Genomic DNA, 14,880 nt, shown 5'->3' with positions numbered 1-14,880 from the left:
TACGTGCCGTAGCTAAAAATCCTTGTGAATACGAAGGGGGTGGTAAACGCCGTTCGATTCCACGTCTCGTCCCCGAATCGTCCCGCCATCGACGGCTCGAACGCCGTTTTTCCCGCGACGCGGGTGTCGCGATCCGTGTCGATACCCACAAAGTGATCGACTGCGTAGCGGATCGCATGATATCGAATCTCGCACAGGGGGTACGAGCGTTTACGAGCAACGTCTATCTCGTGTCGGGCGACCGAACGGTCCTCATCGACACCGGCGCGAACTTCGACGTCGTCGACGCCGTTCGCTCCCGCGTCGACGATCTCGAGGCGGTCGTCCTCACGCACACTCATCGCGACCACGTCGGCAATCTCGACGCGGTCACCGACGCCTTCGGTATCGACGCGTGGGGGTACGACACGTCGATCGACGGCGTCGATCACGGCATCGCCGACGGGGAGACCGTTCGGCTGGGCGACCACGAGTACGAGGCGCTGCACACACCCGGGCACAAGAACGACCACCTCTGTTTCTACTCCGAAGAAGCGGGCGTGCTGTTCGCGGGCGATCTCGTCTTCCAGAACGGGAGCTTCGGACGCACGGATCTCGAGGAGGGTGACCGGGAGACCCTTATCGAGAGCATCGACCGCGTTCTCGAACGGATCGATCCCGAACTCGAGGAAATGCACACCGGACACGGGCCGAGCGTGACGGTCGAGCCGTACGATCACGTCGAACTCTCGTCGCAAATGGCTCGTCAGATGTGAGTGCGCTCGCCGGGCCCGATGCAGTACTACCGGGTGAACGGCACGAACCGTTCGATGAACCGACGTTCTACCGCTGTCCGGCGGCGCCGAGCAGCGCATCGTACGCGGCCGTGTACGCCCGAGCGACCTGTGCCGGATCTGCCCGGCTCTCACCGCCGAGTGGCGGAAGCTGCAGGCGCTCGAGCGGGTCGAGATAGTCGAGGACGTCGGGAACGCGCTTCTCTATGGCACCGTCTCTCGGGCTCGAACTGGCGATTTCGCAGGCGCGACAGTACCGATCACCCGGGTAGATCCGTGCCCGGCCGGGTTCGACGGCCGCGACAGCCGCGACCGACGCCGGATCGAGCGACGAGAGGGGGAGTGCGATATCGCTGTACGATTCGACGACGGCGACGTCGGTCTCCGCTATCTCGTCGGCCAATCGATCGAACGCAGGGACGTACCGGCGTCGGGCGAGATCGTTGAATTCCTCGACCGTCTCGACGGGAATCGCGTCCTCGAGCGGGAGCGCGTCGGCGACCGCGTCCGGCACGTCCGCGGTGGCGTTGCGAACGAACAGCGGGTCGTCGATACGACGACCGACTCGATCGACGACGAACTCGCGGTCAGTTCGACCGAGCAGTCCGCTTCCACCGCCGGGTGCGGGCTGCCAGAGCCGATGGACGGGATTTACGTCCTCCGGCGGTCGATCCCGGCCCTCGGCGGCCGAGAGCGACGCCGCGTCCTTCCCGTAGAGTCGCCCGTCGGCGAGCGCCTGCCGGCAATCGTCGTGATCGAACCAGAAATCGTTCCCGGCGCGCGGCTTGTAGCCGACTGCACCGGTTCGCTCGAGCAGCCCCGTCGAAAAGGTCGTCTTGCCGGCGTCGACCCGATCGGCACCGACAACCAGGAGGATCATTCTTTCAGGCCGTAGTACCCGGGTTCGTCCTCCTGGCGAGGTTCGGCGACGACGAGGTCGTCCGCGTTGGTCATGACCCACGGAATCGCCCAGTCCAACAGGATGTCCTCGGTCTCGCGGTCGATCTCCGCGTCGGGCTCTACGCCCTGCAACAGGCGTGCGATTTCGTAGACGGTGTACATCTGATCCGTCTCGAGGAGTTCCTCGGGTGTGTAAAAGTCACACGGCGGGAGGTTGTCGAATTCGGATTTCGGGACGGGCATACGAAGTCGTACTGGCGGCCGACGCGTAAATCGTTCGTTCGCGCTCGCACCACCGGAGCGCAGCGAGCTCGTACCGGTGGCTTGTACCCCTTTTGAGTACGAGCCGCGAAAAACGCGTCCGGGACGGCCGACAGACTGGCTGAAAGACTATACCACGCCGTCCACAACCCGTTACTATGCCGTCGTTAGAAGGACTCAAGACGTGGTTCGACTACGAACTCCTCTTGACGAAACTCGCCATCATCTTCCTTGCTGTCATCTGGGGAATAAATCAGATCGCGGGATATCTGGCGAGTCTTCCGTTCACGAGTCCGAAATTCGCCCTCACTTTCACGGCGACCGGGCTCGGTACGATTCTCGTACTGCTCTCGCTGGCTGGACGATTGTGATCGGGACGAGCGCGGGGGCGGGTAATCGGGGCGATTCAGTTTCCGATCACGTTCGGCAGACAGAAATCGGATCGCCACCTCCCGGTGACGGTCGCGTCGATACCTCGACGGTGGTATTTTCAGGCCGCTTTACGCCCCCTTCGACGGATCGTCTCGGAAGTGGCCGAGAAAGCGAACCGACACCGGTTCCCCGACGGCTCGAGGCCGTCGGCATCGAGTTCCCTAACCCGGCTGTCAGTGTCGCATTCGTCCGCCAATACATTTTAGCGGTGGCGGTGAGGGTGCCGAGCCCCCGTCCTCAAGGAGCCGCCAAAGGCGGCGAGTAGGGCGGGGTAGTTCACTTATCTTACGCGTCAGTACGTCCCAATAATGGTCGGCCACGGGGTAGCACAAGCGATATACGGCACTGCAACCGTAGCAGCCCTTCTCGTAGCCGCCGGTATATTCAGACACCGGGACAAGAAAGGCGCCGTTTGGCTGGCGACGTTTATGTTCGGCTCGGCTATCTGGGCCGCGCCGCTGTTTCTGGCGTCCATCACGGACAGTTACGCCCTGTCGTCTCTCCTGCAACGGTCGATCTACTGGGGGGTCGGTCTCGTGGTCGTCTCGGTGTTTCTGTTCGGCCTCGAGTATACCGGCCGCGAACGACTCGTTCGACGCGAGATAGTCGGCCTGCTCTCGATCGAACCGATCGTCGTCATCGTACTCGCGTATACGAATCCGGGTCGGTTCTTCTATGCGACCTTCGAACCGGACCCGACGAAGCCGACCGGCGTTTTCGTCGAGATCGGGCTCGGGTTCGTGCTTCACACCGTTTATTCGTACATCCTCCTGACCGCGTTTACGCTGATGATCGTCGAAATGCTGTACAGTTCGAAGTCACTGTACCGAGGGCAGTCGGCCAGTCTCCTCGCCGGGACGGGATTTACGTGGGCGATGAACGCGATGACCGTCTTCGGTTCGGTAGAGATTTACCTGACGCCGATCGGATTCATCGTCGGGGGGACGCTGTACGCGGTCGCCATCATCCGCTACCGGTTGACCGATATCGTTCCGATCGCGCGGGATCGCGTCCTCGACACCGTCTCCGACGGCGTCTTCGTTCTCGACAGGGACGACCGGCTGATCGACCTGAATCCGGTCGGACGGACGCTCCTCGAGGACATCGAGTCGTCTCCGATCGGAGAGGACGTCGAGTCGCTATTTTCCGACTTCCCGACGTTACGCGACGAGTATCGAGCACTGACGGCGTCCAGGACCGGCGGCGAACGAGAATTCGAACACGACGACGGTCACTTTCACGCACGGACGACGCCGATCGAGGACGGTCGCGATCGACACGTCGGCTGGCTCCTGATCGTCCGCGACATCACGGATCGAAAGCGCCGGGAAGCAGCGTTACAGCGCCAGAACGAGCGTCTCGAACGGTTCGCCGATGTCGTCTCCCACGACCTTCGAAACCCGCTGAACGTGGCGGACGGCTATCTCGAGTTAGCTCGCCACGCCGACGACCCCCGGTCGTATCTCGACGAGATCGGACGGGCTCACGACCGGATGGAGGCGATCATCGAGGACGTCCTCACGCTGGCTCGAGAAGGCGAGGACGTCTCCGATCCGGAGCCGGTTGCGGTCGAGGATCTCGCCAGGCGAGCCTGGGCGAATGTCGAGACCGGCGACGCCACGCTGCGGAATACTACCGACGTAACGGTTCTCGCCGACGCCGACCGGACGACGCGGCTGCTCGAGAACCTGTTTCGGAACGCGGTCGAACACGGCGCGCCCGACGAGTCGGATCCGAACGGTGCGACCGAGCCGCGACACCGGGCCGACGACACCCCGGACGGGGATTCTAACTCCGGGCCGAGCGAGACTCCCCTTCGAGTACGGTACCGACTCGAATCGGTCGTCACTCGAAGTCGTCGTGGGCGACATCGATTCGGGGACGCGTGGGAAGACGGCGGGGTTTTACGTCGCCGCCGACGGTCGTGGACTTCCCGACGACGGAGACCGGGTCTTCGAGGACGGATACACCACCGATACGGACGGGACGGGGTTTGGGATGAGTATCGTCGATCAGATCGTGTCCGCTCACGGTTGGGAGGTCGACGCCACCGTGAGCGATGCCGGCGGTGCCAGATTCGACGTTTCCGGGATCGAAGTCGTCGGGACCGACGACCACGCACAGCCGTCGTGATTCGACGCGCACGATCGGGCCGAGTGGACGCCTCGTGTTCTATCGGAACGCTTCGAACGGCCAGTGGTCTGTACGGTCGTCGCTCGAGCGCGGCGGTCCTTCGAGTCGGGACGGGACGCCCGCGACGGGCCCGCCACAGCCGACGAGGGAAAAGTGCGGGGTACCGCGATCGATTCGGGGGGTCGCCGGTCGGCCGCGATCGAAGAGGATCGACGATGCTCGACCGCAGCCCGTCACGACGACCCGGAATCGTCCACCGCGCGTGCGAGCAGTTCGACGGGATGGTCGGGTCGGTCGTACCCCTCGAAGTCGCCGATCTGCGTCCGACAGGACGTTCCCGGGGCGACGATAGTCGTCCCGTCTCCCTCTCGTCGGGTGCCGATCGAGGAGTCCCGATCCCGACTCGCCTCGAGTTGCTGCCGAAGGAGCGACCCGATCGCTTTCGAGAGATCGTAGTGTTCGGCTTCGTAGCCGAAGCTACCGGCCATCCCACAGCAACCCGAATCGACGGGGTCGACGTCGTAGCCCGCGCGCCGAAGCACGCCGACCGCGTGATGATCCGCGGCGCGGGCCTTCTGGTGGCAGTGGCCGTGAAACGCCAGGGGAGTATCCGCGGTCACCGCGGCGTCGAACGTCAGGGCGTCGTCCAGTCGATTCTCGTCTACGTACTCGCAGACGCCGAACGCGTTCGCCGCGAGCGACTCTGCGCGCGTATCCGCGACCAGTGACCGATATTCGTCGACGACCATCGCGGCGTCGGACGGCTCCACGAACAGGACGGACCAGCCCCGCTCGAGAGAGGGCCCGAGGTCGTCCAGTAGCGCCCGAGCCTGCTCGGCCGCGACATCGAGCATCCCCTGAGAGTAGGCCGCGCGCCCGGTCGGCCCCAGATCGGGGACGGCGACGTGAATATTCGCGGCCTCGAGGACTTCGACGGCGGCTTTGCCGAGTGCCGGATTCGAGTAGTTCGTGTCCGTGTCGGCATAAAGGACGACGCCGGCCGTCGCGGTCTCCGGATCGACTGAGGGGCCTCGCTCCCGGAACCACTCGACGAGCGATTTCCGCCGGAACGTCGGCAACGTCCGGTCGTGTGCGATCCCGAGCGTCTTCTCGAGGACGGCCCGGGAGCCAGGCAGCCTCGCGGCGCGGTTGGAAACGGGCGCGAGCGCGCTCCCGAGCGACGCCAGCCGGTCGACGTTCGCGAACAGCCGTTCCCTGAGGCTGGTCCCCTCCCGGTCGTGGTACTGGTGCTTGACTTCGGCCTTGAGCTTCGCGAGGTCGACCCCCGTGGGACAGTCGCTCTGACAGCCCTTGCATCCGATACAGAGGTCGAGTACGTCGTCCTGAAATCGCTCTCCGTAGAGCTCTTCGGGATCGATCTCCCCGCTGATCGCGGCTCTGAGCAGGTTGGCTCGCCCCCGCGTGGTGGCGATCTCCTCTTCGGTCGCTCGATACGTCGGACACATCACGTCGGTGTCGGTCTGCCGACAGGTCCCGCAGCCGTTGCAGAGTTCCACGAGGTGCGAGAAGCCGCCGTCCTCCTCGAAGTCGAGCGTCGTTTGCGGCTCGAGCGAGGCGTAGTCCGGTCCGTATCGAAGGTGTTCGCGGATGTCGGTCGGCTCTTCGTCTCGATAGACGACCTTCCCCGGGTTCATCCGCCAGTCCGGATCGAACGCCGACTTGAGGTCTTTGAACGCCGTCCAGAGATCCGGACCGTACAGCTTGGGATTGAACTCGGTTCGTGCGAGACCGTCGCCGTGTTCGCCGGAGAACGAACCGTTGTGTTCGACGACGAGCGACGTGACGTCGTCGGCGATCGCGCGCATTTTCTCGACGTCGTCTCCGTCTTTCAGGTTCAACACCGGCCGAATGTGAAGCGTGCCGACGCCCGCGTGTGCGAAGTAGGCGGCCGTCGTATCGTGCTCGTCGAGGATGTCCTGAAACCCGGCCACGTACTCGGCGAGTTCCGCAGGCGGAACTGACGCGTCCTCGACGAACGGGTACGGCTTCGGATCTCCCTTCATGCTCATCAACAGCGGAATGGCGGCCTTCCTGAGCTTCCAGAGTCGATCCTGCTTCGCCGGCGAGAACGCCTCGAGGGAGTCGAACGCGTTTCCGTCGGCGACCAGCGCCGTCGTCGCCACCTCGATCGCGTCCGGCAACTCGTCGACCACCTCGGAGTCGAATTCGAGCATCAACGCAGCCGCCGTTCCGTCGGGAATCGGCTCCGCGTACTCGGCGTACTCCGACGATTCGGCGGCCAGTCGGAACACCTCTCGGTCCATGAGTTCGACCGCGCTAGCCTCGACGTCGAGCGCGTCAGGGACGGCGGCAAGCGCCTCGAGCAGGTCGTCGTAACAGTAGACGGCGAGGGCCGTTTCGTCGGGCCGGGTGACGAGCGAGAGCGTCGCTTCGACGACGACCCCGAGCGTCCCTTCGGCGCCGACCAGCAGTTTCGAGAGGTTGAGTATCCGGTCTCCGTCGCCGGTTTCGGTGATCACCTTTTGTAGGTTGTACCCGCTGACGCTGCGTTTGAGGGTCGGATAGCGCGATTCGATCTCGTCGGCGTTGCTCTCGACGATCGCTCGCACCGTTCGATAAATCGCGGCCTCGCGGTCGTCCTTCGAGACGATCCGTTCCCACTCCGGGCTGTCGAGGACGATATCCCGCGTCTGGATCTGGGTCCCGTCGGCGAGGATCACCTCGCACTCCTCCACGTAGGCGTCGGTGATACCGTAGCGCACCGAGTGCGCCCCGGTCGAGTTGTTTCCGATGCCGCCGCCGATCGTCGCACGGTTCGAGGAGGCGGGATCGGGCGCGAAGCGGAGGCCGTGTGGTTCGAGTGCGCCGTCGAGGTCGTCTTGCACGACGCCCGGCTGGACGACGGCCGTTTTCGCGGCCGGATCGATCTCGCGGATCTCGTCCATGTGTCGCGATAGATCGAGGACCACGCATCCCGGACCGACCGCCTGTCCCGCGAGCGAAGAGCCGGCACCGCGCGGCAGAACGGGTGCGCCGTGTTCGTCCGCAACGGTCACCGCCGCACGGACGTCGGCCGTGTCTCGAGGGAAGACGACGCCCGCCGGTTGCGCACCGTAAACGCTGCCGTCCGTCGCGTAGAGAACTCGTGTGTACTCGTCGAATCGAACGTCACCGTCGCAGGCGGCCCGGAGGTCGGCTGCGAGCGCCTCGTCTCTGGCAGCTGGTTCCTGGCGCGCCTCGAGTCGTGAGCGCCGGCGTTCTCCCGTCCGGTCCGCGGCAGTCGTCTCCGCACCGCTGTCCTCGGCAGCCATGTGCGATGTGAAATTGTCCCACACGCAGTTAAACCATCGCAGTCAGACGTATCAAATTGAAGATATTATCTCGAGCGAATCGGCGGTACGATCGGACCGGACCCTTCACTCGCGCCGAATTTTCACCGGTAAAAACGTCGGGATTGACTGGCTCGTCTCGGTGGCCGGATTATTCGAAGTGATCGAGGCACTTCTGATACTCTTCTTCGGACTTCTCCCAGTTGACGACGTCGAAGAACGCGTCGATGAAGTCCCCACGGTCCGGGCCGTAGTCGTAGTAATACGAGTGTTCCCAGACGTCGAGCGCGAGAATGGGGTGTGAGCCCCAGAGCGCGCCCTGGTCGTGCTTGTCGACCGCCACGTTTCGGAGTTGCTTCGCGACCGGATCGTATACCAGAAGCGCCCAGCCACCGGCGGCACCGGCAGCAGCCTCGAACTCGCCCTTCCAACCCTCGTACGAGCCGAAGTCCTCCTCGATACGGTCGGCGAGGTCGCCGTCGGGTTCGCCGCCGCCGTCGGGGGACATGTTCTCCCAGAACAGCGTGTGAAGGTAGTGACCACAGCCGTTGTGGGTGACGTTGCTCAGCGCGCCGGGGGTCGAGCCGAAGTCCCCGCTCTCGCGATTCTCCGCGAGGGTTTCCTCGGCGGCATTGAGGCCGTTGACGTACCCCTGATGGTGGGTATCGTGATGCCAGGTCAGTACCTGCTCGGAAATCGACGGTTCGAGCGCGTCGTAATCGTACGGAAGTGGTGGGAGTTCGTGGTCAGCCATAGTATGCACCTCACTGTCCGTATCGGTATCTCGCTTGTTAAGTTTTGAGGAGTGAAACGGTATCACACCTCATAAATACTCGGTCGGTCCCTCGTGCGATTTACCGACACTTCAGTGGTCCCCACCACGGGCTGCGTGTTAAATCTTTCAGCGACTTCGATCAGAACGTCCCCGTCGTCACGTGGTCCGCGACGGTGCGCGACATCAGTTTCGCTTACGCGATTTCCTTGTGGTATGCGTGTTCGAGCCACTCCTCGAGCGACGGTTGACTCCAGTATCGAACCGTTTCGCTCCGCCGATCGTGTTCGAGGATGCCCGCATCCTCGAGTTTCGGAAGATGAACGTGCTGGAGTTCCGTTCGGATTCCGGTCTGTTGGTCCCTCGGGTCGCCTGCGGGACCGAGATCTGACGCTGGGCCCGTCGTCAGCGTTCCATCCGGAGCTTCGGTTTCGGTCGTTCGCTCGAGCGTACAAATGTTCTCAGTAAGGGCCTCCACGGAGGCGACGCCGTCCGGTTGATCGTTGAGATAGTACAGCGCGTACCGTCGCCTGTTATCCGAGAGGAGATCGAAAACGAGGCTGAGCGACGGCGTGGCATCGGCCGCCAACGACGTCGCCTCTCCCTCTGTTTCACGCATCTACGAACCACCTACCGTATGTTACCATTCGAAACCACCGGTCGACCTTTCTCCGGCCGACACATTAGACCTTACGTCTACCTAGAAAAATACCTGTGTTATATCCATTACGATATTTCGGAATTATAATCGGAAGTCGGCTCATCTCCTGTTGGAACGGCGAGGACAATGGTAATAAACCGACCGTTTCGATACCGTCGAGACGAATTTCTCCTCGAGAGCGGACGGTACTGTCCGGGAGCGAATCACCTCACGTGGCGGCCGCCCGAATCTCCCTAAAACGTGTTACGTGTACAGTAGAGAGGACGATAGAGCGAATCGAACGCGGTCTGTACGTCTGTGATGCGTGTGATGAGGCGTTCAACGCTGACGTGAACGGGGCGGAGATCATCCGTCTCGAGCCGACGGAAGTACCTCTGAGTCGTCAGTCAGTTTGGATGAAGATGGAAGTACCGGCTGGTTGGCACAGCCTTCAGTCCACCCGTCTGATGTGCCACACGGATTCGTCCCGCGTGACCAGGTGATGGACTGAATATCGTACTCTTCCAACGCTGAGTGAACCGAAGGGGTGCGATGTACGCAAATCTTCGATTTGCTCGACTCGGTCATCCTCGCCCGTCAGGGCGGGGAGGATGTCACTCGTAGAGCCACTCGGCGTCGTGTTGCTCGTAGTCGGTCAACTCGTCGTCGTCGAAGTGGATCCCGATTTCCCGCTCGTTCGCGCCTTCGTCCTCGTGGTCTGCGGCGTGAACGACGTTCCGACCGAGGTCCAGCGCGTAGTCGCCACGGATGGTGCCGGGGTCGGCCTCGAGGGGATCGGTTTCGCCGATCATCTGGCGGACCTGACGAGTCGCGTCCTGTCCTTCCCAGACCATCGGAACGACCGGACCGGAGGTGATGAAGTCGACGAGGTCGTCGTAGAACGGCTTGTCCTCGTGTTCGCTGTAGTGTTCCTCCGCCCGCTCACGGGGCATGGTCTCGACTTTTATCCCGACGAGTTTGAGTCCGCGGTCCTCGAGTCGGGAGATGACTTCGCCGACCAGACCGCGTGCGAACGCGTCCGGTTTGACCATCACGAACGTGCGCTCGTGCTCGCTCATTGTTCGGCCTCGGTCTCGGCGTCGGCCTCGGTCTCGGCGTCAGCCTCGTCGGCCTCTTCGTCGCCATCGGCAGGAACTTCCTCGTCCGCTTCGGCTTCGGGGGCTTCCTCGTCCGCTTCGGATTCCGCCTCGGCTTCGTCAGCGGAAACGCCCTCGCCGGGGGCGGTGCCCTTGCCGCGGCGCCCTTCCTGGGTCCACTCGAGGTCCCGCGGTTCGCGTCCGAGCTTGTAGTTTTTCTCCGCCTTCGAGTCGACGAAGTGGAGTACGGTACCGTCGTTTTGGACGTACATGATGCCCGTTCCGGGCTCGATCTCTTCGCCCGTGTAGTCGCAGGTTCGTTTTTCGACCATTATTGTCCACCGATGGAATCAGCCTCGCGAGCGGTCTCGCGAAGTTGGAGTACGTCCCCTTCGCGGACCGGCCCGAGGCAGTTACGGGTGATGATGCGTCCCTGGTTCTCGCCCTCCTTGATTCGGCATTTGACCTGCATGGCTTCGCCGTGCATGCCGGTTTTGCCGACGATCTCGATGACCTCGGCGGGCGTAGAGCCGCTTTCTTCCTCTTCAGCACTCATCTCTGATCACCTCAGTCGAGTTCCTCGACCTTCTCGGCTATGTCCTCGACGTCGCCTTCCGCCTCGCCGGCGTCGACGATCGCCGCGGCGGCCGAGCCAACTTCGAGACCGGCGGCGTGGCCGACGTCGTCTTGCGTCTCGATGAAGACGACCGAAATGCCCTTCTCGTCGGCGAGTTCCGGGAGGTGCATCACGATCTCCTCGGGAGAAACGTCCTCGGCGACGTAGACGAGGTCGGCGTTGCCGCGCTCGATGGCCTTCGTCGTTTCGTTGGTTCCTTTCTTTACGCGTCCTGTGTCTCGTGCGACCTCGAGCGCCTCGAGGGCGTCGTCGGCGAGGTCGGCTGGGATGTCGGTTGTTACGTAGACTGACATTGGTTGTTCACCTCTCCTACGCGCGGGCTCGCACTCCCCTGCCATCCGGGAACTGGGCACCCGGGCCGAGTTCGACTCGGCGGAAGTCCTGTGAGGCTAGGAGCATCATCAACCCCGCGTAGGGTGTACCCTCGAATAGCGCTGCCCCCCTTAAAAGCGTGTTCAAACGACCGAAGGCATGAGATACAATCGCATGGGCCGTTCAGCATCGGTACGTGTTCGCCACGTTACATTCGCCCTTCGGTGCCTATTACTCTCGAGCCACGAATACGAACACGTATACATGGACGTCGACGTCGTCGGCTGTGCCGTCTCGCTCCACGAGGAGGCCACGCGAGCGAACGAACGCAGACTGGTCGTTCTTTCCGGCCCACGCGACCGCGGATACGACGCTCTCCAGTCGATCCTCGAGTCGCTCCCCGTTCCGATCACCGAGACGACGCTCGTCGGCGCGGAGGACCGACTCCGCTGTGAACACCTCCCGCAGGAACGCGCGGGCGACCTCCTCGGGAAGACCCGCACGGTGATCGCTCTCGACGCCCACGACGACCTTCGGCCGAACGCACTCGGGAAAGTCGTCGGCGCGGTCGACGGCGGTGGGCTACTCGTCTTACTGCTACCGTCGCTCGAGGTCTGGCCGGATCGCCGAACCGAGTTCGACGCCTCGCTGGCCGTCCCGCCGTACGAACTGGCCGACGTCACCGGCCGATTCAAACGCCGTTTCGTCGAGACCCTCAGGGCACATCGGGGTATCGCGATCGTCGACCTCGAGCGCGACCGACTCGAGGCCGACGGGCTGACCGATCCCGCACCCAGACTGGCTCCGGCCGCGCCAGCCCCCCCGCGGGGGCATCGGTTTCCGGTCGCCGCCTACGAGGCCTGCCTCACGTCGGATCAGATCGAGGCCGTCGCCGCGCTGGAGGGACTGTTCGACGACGGGCGAGCCGTCGTCCTCGAAGCGGATCGCGGCCGCGGCAAATCGAGCGCGGCGGGGCTCGCCGCCGGTGCGTTCGCCGCCGCCGGAAACGACGTCCTCGTGACCGCACCGGCCGCCGGAAACGCGAGCGAACTGTTCGACCGTGCCGGCGAACTCTGTGAGACCGTCGCGATGGAGCGCGACGAGGGCGACAGCGGCCACGAAGACGGGAGCGACGACGAGAGCAGGGAGGATTTCGAGGAACCGCCGGTCATCGGGCCCGGCCGAGTAGAAACCGCGAGCGGCGGAACCGTTCGTTTTCTCGAACCGACGGCGGCCGTCGCGGAACTCGAGGCGGCCGATATCGTCCTGGTCGACGAAGCCGCTGCGCTCCCGGTCGCGACGCTCGAAGCGCTGCTCGCCGCCGACCGGGTCGCGTTCGCGACGACCGTCCACGGCTACGAGGGTGCCGGTCGTGGATTCTCCGTTCGGTTCCGGGATCGGCTCGCGGAGAGCAGTCACGACGTAACCGAATGCACGATGGTCGAGCCGATTCGATACGCCGCGGGCGATCCCGTCGAAGTGTGGGCCTTCCGCGCGCTGCTGCTCGATGCTCGACCGCCGGTCGAGGCGCTCGTGGCCGACGCGCGTCCCGAAACCGTCGACTATCGACGACTCGAGCCGGCGGCCCTCCTCGAGGACGAACTCCGCCTCCGCGAGGCGTTCGGCCTCCTCGTGCTCGCACACTACCGAACCGAACCGAACGACCTCGCGAGACTGCTCGACGCACCGAACCTCGAGGCCCGCGCACTCGTTTCCGACGGTCACGTGGTCAGCGTCGCCCTGCTGGCTCGCGAGGGAAACCTGTCCGCCGAGACTCGATCGACGATGTACGAGGGCGGCCGCGTCCGCGGCAACATGCTTCCGGACGTGCTGACGAGTCAGTTACGCGACGAAGCGGCGGGCGAGCCCGCGGGAATTCGCGTCGTCCGCATCGCGACCCATCACGCCGTCCGATCGCGCGGGCTGGGCTCCCGCTTGCTCGAGCGAGTCGGGGAGGAATTCGGCGATGCTGGGGGTGATGGCGCCCTCGCCGACGAGGAAAACGGCGACCCGTCCGCCGACGAGGACGGCGGCGACGCGCTCGACTGGCTCGGAACCGGCTTCGGCGCGACGCCCGGCCTCCTCGAGTTCTGGACCGAAAACGGCTACCGGACGGTTCACGTCTCGACGACTCGCAACGACGCCAGCGGCGAGTACTCCGCGCTCATGCTCGCCCCGACGAGCGACGCGGGTCGGACGCTTCACGACCGGCACGCGGACTGGTTCGCCGGCCGGTTCGCCGCCCTCTGTACGGACGCACTGGACGACCTCGATCCGGACGTCGCCCGAGCGGTGCTCCGGAGCGTCGAGTCGAGCGCCGGACCGCCCCTCGCGTTGACCGACCACGAGTGGCGGGTCGTCGCCGGTGCCGCGTACGGACCGGGGCTGTTCGACGTCGATCCCAGCCCGTTCAGACGACTCGTCGTTCGCTTTTTTATCGACGATCCGGAGCCGGTCGACCTGAGCGACCGCGAGGAACGACTGCTCGTCCTCCGGGCGCTTCAGGGACGCGACTGGTCGACCGTCGCCGACCGTCTCGGGTACCCGTCCACCGGGCAGTGCATGCGCGCGCTCGGCGACGCGTTGTGCCCGCTCGTCGATCACTACGGGACGGACGCGGCGCGTTCGGTGCGGGACCGCTTCGCGGGCGACTGAGTCCCACAGCGATGTCGCCGACGCCTCAGAACGGCCGCTCGAGCAGCCCCGTCAGAACAGCCGCCGAAGCAATCCCTTGGGGACGAGGTCCAGGAACCACGCGATCAGCCGCCACCGTCGGGTAACGTACGCGTGATTTCGTTTCGCGTAAATCGCTCGAGCGATCTGGTCGGCCGCCGTTTCCGGCGCGGACTCCCAGAATCCACCGAGAGAGAGATCGGTGTCGACGAATCCCGGTTCGATGGTCGTGATCGTCACGTCCGCGTCGCTGTCTGCTTGCCGACTGCGTAGTCCCTCGAGGTACGTCGACACGTAGGCCTTCGAGGCGTTGTAGGCCTGCACGCCACCGGTCCCGAAGTGGGCCGCTACCGAGGAGATGCCCACGAGGTGGCCGTCCGTCTCGCTCGCGTGGTCGGGATGACGCTCGAAGTACCGCATCGCCGCGGTCGCGATGGCCGTAAACCCGCGGACGTTGACGTCGACCGTCTCGCGTTCGGAGTCCCACTCGAGGTCGTGGTTGACGTGTGCGACGCCGGAACTGATGACGACGACGTCGACCGACGACATGGCGTCGGTCAGTTCGAAAAACCCCTCGCGGGCGTCCTCGGTGTCGGTCACGTCGATCGTGGCGACGTACGCTTTGGTGGGAAGTTCCATCCCGATCCGACGCATGCGCTCCGTTCGTCGTGCCGCGAGGCCGATCTCGTACCCGTCGGCTGCGAGCCGTCGGGCCAGCGCCTCCCCGATGCCCGACGATGCACCGACGATGATCGCACCACGGTGCTGATTCATACGGACACGTTCGGTCCCTGATACGTATACTATTCGCTGTTCGTTCTTTTCCACTCCAGTTCACTCTCGACCGTTCCTGTTCGTCGTCGGACTCGCGTCTCTCGAGACGTCGAACCGACGCCCACTGTCGAAGGCAGTACGGTTTTGCCCTCGTCGTTCCTTGCT

General features: G+C 64.1%; 15 protein-coding genes and 1 pseudogene. 5 read left to right on the top strand and 11 right to left on the bottom strand.

The window, feature by feature from the left end; all coding sequences use genetic code 11:
• Positions 1–176: 176 nt before the first annotated feature.
• Entirely contained in the window at positions 177–755 is a 579-nt protein-coding gene (locus tag NJT13_RS03560) for an MBL fold metallo-hydrolase (protein ID WP_254524111.1), read from the top strand.
• A 67-nt stretch (positions 756–822) separates the two neighbouring features.
• Here the strand turns inward: NJT13_RS03560 and NJT13_RS03555 are convergent, their stop codons facing one another.
• Together NJT13_RS03555 and NJT13_RS03550 are read right to left on the bottom strand one after the other, a co-directional pair.
• The gene (locus tag NJT13_RS03555; protein WP_254524110.1) at positions 823–1,653 is read right to left on the bottom strand and encodes an ATPase; all 831 of its coding nucleotides are present in this window, start codon (positions 1,651–1,653) and stop codon (positions 823–825) included.
• Positions 1,650–1,916, bottom strand: a complete 267-nt coding sequence (locus NJT13_RS03550) for a DUF5827 family protein (protein ID WP_254524109.1) — start codon at positions 1,914–1,916, stop codon at positions 1,650–1,652. The genes NJT13_RS03555 and NJT13_RS03550 overlap by 4 nt, the downstream gene beginning before the upstream one ends.
• A 176-nt stretch (positions 1,917–2,092) precedes the next feature.
• On the opposite strand from NJT13_RS03550, the gene NJT13_RS03545 reads away from it, so the two are divergent.
• Together NJT13_RS03545 and NJT13_RS03540 are read left to right on the top strand one after the other, a co-directional pair.
• A complete protein-coding gene (locus tag NJT13_RS03545; protein WP_254524108.1) occupies positions 2,093–2,305 on the top strand; it encodes a hypothetical protein in 213 nt (70 codons plus the stop codon).
• Positions 2,306–2,674: 369 nt separating this feature from the next.
• Positions 2,675–3,841, top strand: a pseudogene (locus NJT13_RS03540) (histidine kinase N-terminal 7TM domain-containing protein); the annotation flags it as partial.
• Here the strand turns inward: NJT13_RS03540 and NJT13_RS03535 are convergent.
• The gene (locus NJT13_RS03535; RefSeq protein WP_254524107.1) at positions 3,797–4,126 is read right to left on the bottom strand and encodes a hypothetical protein; all 330 of its coding nucleotides are present in this window, start codon (positions 4,124–4,126) and stop codon (positions 3,797–3,799) included. The pseudogene NJT13_RS03540 and the gene NJT13_RS03535 overlap by 45 nt on opposite strands.
• Before the next feature lie 100 nt (positions 4,127–4,226).
• Here NJT13_RS03535 and NJT13_RS03530 point away from each other — a divergent pair, with 100 nt between their 5' ends.
• Entirely contained in the window at positions 4,227–4,499 is a 273-nt protein-coding gene (locus NJT13_RS03530; RefSeq protein ID WP_254524106.1) for a sensor histidine kinase, read from the top strand.
• A gap of 233 nt (positions 4,500–4,732) precedes the next feature.
• On the opposite strand, the gene NJT13_RS03525 is transcribed toward NJT13_RS03530, so the two are convergent.
• From NJT13_RS03525 to rpl7ae, 7 genes are all read right to left on the bottom strand, one after another.
• Positions 4,733–7,792: an FAD-binding and (Fe-S)-binding domain-containing protein gene (locus tag NJT13_RS03525; protein WP_254524105.1), complete on the bottom strand. Its 3,060-nt coding sequence runs from the start codon at positions 7,790–7,792 to the stop codon at positions 4,733–4,735.
• A gap of 169 nt (positions 7,793–7,961) precedes the next feature.
• Positions 7,962–8,564: a superoxide dismutase gene (sod, locus tag NJT13_RS03520; RefSeq protein WP_254524104.1), complete on the bottom strand. Its 603-nt coding sequence runs from the start codon at positions 8,562–8,564 to the stop codon at positions 7,962–7,964.
• A 214-nt stretch (positions 8,565–8,778) separates the two neighbouring features.
• Entirely contained in the window at positions 8,779–9,201 is a 423-nt protein-coding gene (locus NJT13_RS03515) for a DUF7344 domain-containing protein (RefSeq protein ID WP_254524103.1), read from the bottom strand.
• 635 nt (positions 9,202–9,836) lie between these two features.
• Positions 9,837–10,301 (bottom strand): nucleoside-diphosphate kinase, encoded by a 465-nt coding sequence (gene ndk, locus NJT13_RS03510; protein WP_254524102.1) that lies wholly within the window; start codon positions 10,299–10,301, stop codon positions 9,837–9,839.
• Complete coding sequence (locus tag NJT13_RS03505; RefSeq protein ID WP_254524101.1) at positions 10,298–10,651, bottom strand: 50S ribosomal protein L24e; 354 nt, start codon at positions 10,649–10,651, stop codon at positions 10,298–10,300. The genes ndk and NJT13_RS03505 overlap by 4 nt, the downstream gene beginning before the upstream one ends.
• Positions 10,651–10,875 carry a 30S ribosomal protein S28e gene (locus NJT13_RS03500; RefSeq protein ID WP_006064297.1) on the bottom strand — a complete coding sequence of 75 codons (225 nt, stop codon included), beginning with the start codon at positions 10,873–10,875 and terminating at the stop codon, positions 10,651–10,653. The genes NJT13_RS03505 and NJT13_RS03500 overlap by 1 nt, the downstream gene beginning before the upstream one ends.
• Positions 10,876–10,886: 11 nt before the next feature.
• Positions 10,887–11,249 carry a 50S ribosomal protein L7Ae gene (rpl7ae, locus tag NJT13_RS03495; protein ID WP_254524100.1) on the bottom strand — a complete coding sequence of 121 codons (363 nt, stop codon included), beginning with the start codon at positions 11,247–11,249 and terminating at the stop codon, positions 10,887–10,889.
• Positions 11,250–11,532: 283 nt separating this feature from the next.
• On the opposite strand from rpl7ae, the gene tmcA reads away from it, so the two are divergent.
• Positions 11,533–13,923, top strand: a complete 2,391-nt coding sequence (gene tmcA / locus NJT13_RS03490) for a tRNA(Met) cytidine acetyltransferase TmcA (RefSeq protein WP_254524099.1) — start codon at positions 11,533–11,535, stop codon at positions 13,921–13,923.
• Positions 13,924–13,974: 51 nt separating this feature from the next.
• Here tmcA and NJT13_RS03485 read toward each other — a convergent pair whose 3' ends face one another.
• Positions 13,975–14,715 (bottom strand): SDR family NAD(P)-dependent oxidoreductase, encoded by a 741-nt coding sequence (locus NJT13_RS03485; protein WP_254524098.1) that lies wholly within the window; start codon positions 14,713–14,715, stop codon positions 13,975–13,977.
• Between the last annotated feature and the right edge of the window lie 165 nt (positions 14,716–14,880).

Source organism: Natrinema caseinilyticum (assembly GCF_024227435.1).
Classification (GTDB): domain Archaea; phylum Halobacteriota; class Halobacteria; order Halobacteriales; family Natrialbaceae; genus Natrinema; species Natrinema caseinilyticum.
Note: the sequence above shows the minus strand (reverse complement) of the source record. Positions and strands in the feature narration are given on the sequence as shown.

Bases quoted from the DNA above. Each gene is read 5' to 3' on its own strand.
- sod (WP_254524104.1), bottom strand. From the start codon at position 8,564: ATGGCTGACCACGAACTCCCACCACTTCCGTACGATTACGACGCGCTC.
- NJT13_RS03555 (WP_254524110.1), bottom strand. From the start codon at position 1,653: ATGATCCTCCTGGTTGTCGGTGCCGATCGGGTCGACGCCGGCAAGACG.
- NJT13_RS03560 (WP_254524111.1), top strand. From the start codon at position 177: ATGATATCGAATCTCGCACAGGGGGTACGAGCGTTTACGAGCAACGTC.
- rpl7ae (WP_254524100.1), bottom strand. From the start codon at position 11,249: ATGTCAGTCTACGTAACAACCGACATCCCAGCCGACCTCGCCGACGAC.
- NJT13_RS03545 (WP_254524108.1), top strand. From the start codon at position 2,093: ATGCCGTCGTTAGAAGGACTCAAGACGTGGTTCGACTACGAACTCCTC.
- NJT13_RS03505 (WP_254524101.1), bottom strand. From the start codon at position 10,651: ATGGTCGAAAAACGAACCTGCGACTACACGGGCGAAGAGATCGAGCCC.
- ndk (WP_254524102.1), bottom strand. From the start codon at position 10,301: ATGAGCGAGCACGAGCGCACGTTCGTGATGGTCAAACCGGACGCGTTC.
- NJT13_RS03500 (WP_006064297.1), bottom strand. From the start codon at position 10,875: ATGAGTGCTGAAGAGGAAGAAAGCGGCTCTACGCCCGCCGAGGTCATC.
- NJT13_RS03550 (WP_254524109.1), bottom strand. From the start codon at position 1,916: ATGCCCGTCCCGAAATCCGAATTCGACAACCTCCCGCCGTGTGACTTT.
- NJT13_RS03515 (WP_254524103.1), bottom strand. From the start codon at position 9,201: ATGCGTGAAACAGAGGGAGAGGCGACGTCGTTGGCGGCCGATGCCACG.
- tmcA (WP_254524099.1), top strand. From the start codon at position 11,533: ATGGACGTCGACGTCGTCGGCTGTGCCGTCTCGCTCCACGAGGAGGCC.
- NJT13_RS03485 (WP_254524098.1), bottom strand. From the start codon at position 14,715: ATGAATCAGCACCGTGGTGCGATCATCGTCGGTGCATCGTCGGGCATC.
- NJT13_RS03525 (WP_254524105.1), bottom strand. From the start codon at position 7,792: ATGGCTGCCGAGGACAGCGGTGCGGAGACGACTGCCGCGGACCGGACG.